Below are 827 nucleotides of genomic sequence, written 5' to 3'. Positions count from 1 at the left end.
CGGGTGTTACTTGATCTGGGCGGTGATGGTGGCGGTGCCGACGAGGAGGCCGCGCTTGACGGCGTCCGTCTTGAAGGTCTGGTTCAGCAGGTCCGCGGCGTCCTGGGAGATGTGGACGGTGGTGCCGGTCAGGATCGCGTTGTCACCCTCGAGCTGGAGCGGCTTGAGCGAGCCGCCGTGCAGCTCGAACAGGAACGCGTTCGGCGCGGCGACCTCGCCGTTGACGAGGACGTCACCGTAGAGCTTCGACGAGCCCGGGTTCACGACGAAGTTCTCCAGCGTGACGGTCGTGTCGCCGGCCTTGAGGGTCAGGCCGGAGTCGTCGTGGTTGAGCAGGCCCTGCACGTAGGGGCGGTAGTTGCCGTCCGGGCTCCAGTAGGTGACCGAGCCGGAGGTGATCGGGAACGACACGGCGCCGTCCTCGAGGGTCGCATCTCCCGAGACGCCCGGGGTGAGCTTGAGGGAGGTCAGGGCGTCGGTGAAGCCCTTGTCGAGGGCGACGGAGGTGTCGCCGCCGAGGACCTCGGGCACCGAGGCGACCGGGGCGGGGATCTTCGACGCGGAGCTGGAGACGGTGTGCACGACCGGGGTGGACGCGTTCGCGGCGCTGACGCCGAACGCTGCACCGCCGAGCACGAGGGCACCGGTCGTGGCGAGGGTGATCGAGGTCTTCAGGGACTTGCGCATGTCTTCATTCCTTTGCTTGTCGCGCTCGGCGCGGTGGGTGACAGCGCGCCGAACACACCCCGCGAAGGGGTGGAGAACCAGCGGTGAGCTGCTGGTGAGCGCTGCGGGTGTTTCCCGGCTTGTGACAGTTGTTCGGCGCC

The 827-nt window shown here is 68.3% G+C and carries 1 protein-coding gene; it reads right to left on the bottom strand.

Annotated elements, in window-relative coordinates:
• Window positions 1-6: 6 nt before the first annotated feature.
• Entirely contained in the window at window positions 7-687 is a 681-nt protein-coding gene (locus DEI91_RS15825; protein ID WP_111053211.1) for a hypothetical protein, read from the bottom strand.
• Between the last annotated feature and the right edge of the window lie 140 nt (window positions 688-827).

This window comes from Curtobacterium sp. MCBD17_032 (genome assembly GCF_003234855.1).
In the GTDB taxonomy this organism is placed as follows: Bacteria; Actinomycetota; Actinomycetes; order Actinomycetales; family Microbacteriaceae; genus Curtobacterium.
Note: the sequence above shows the minus strand (reverse complement) of the source record. Positions and strands in the feature narration are given on the sequence as shown.

What these genes read in the sequence shown, in the direction of transcription:
- DEI91_RS15825 (WP_111053211.1), bottom strand. Translation starts at nt 687, where the DNA reads ATGCGCAAGTCCCTGAAGACCTCGATCACCCTCGCCACGACCGGTGCC.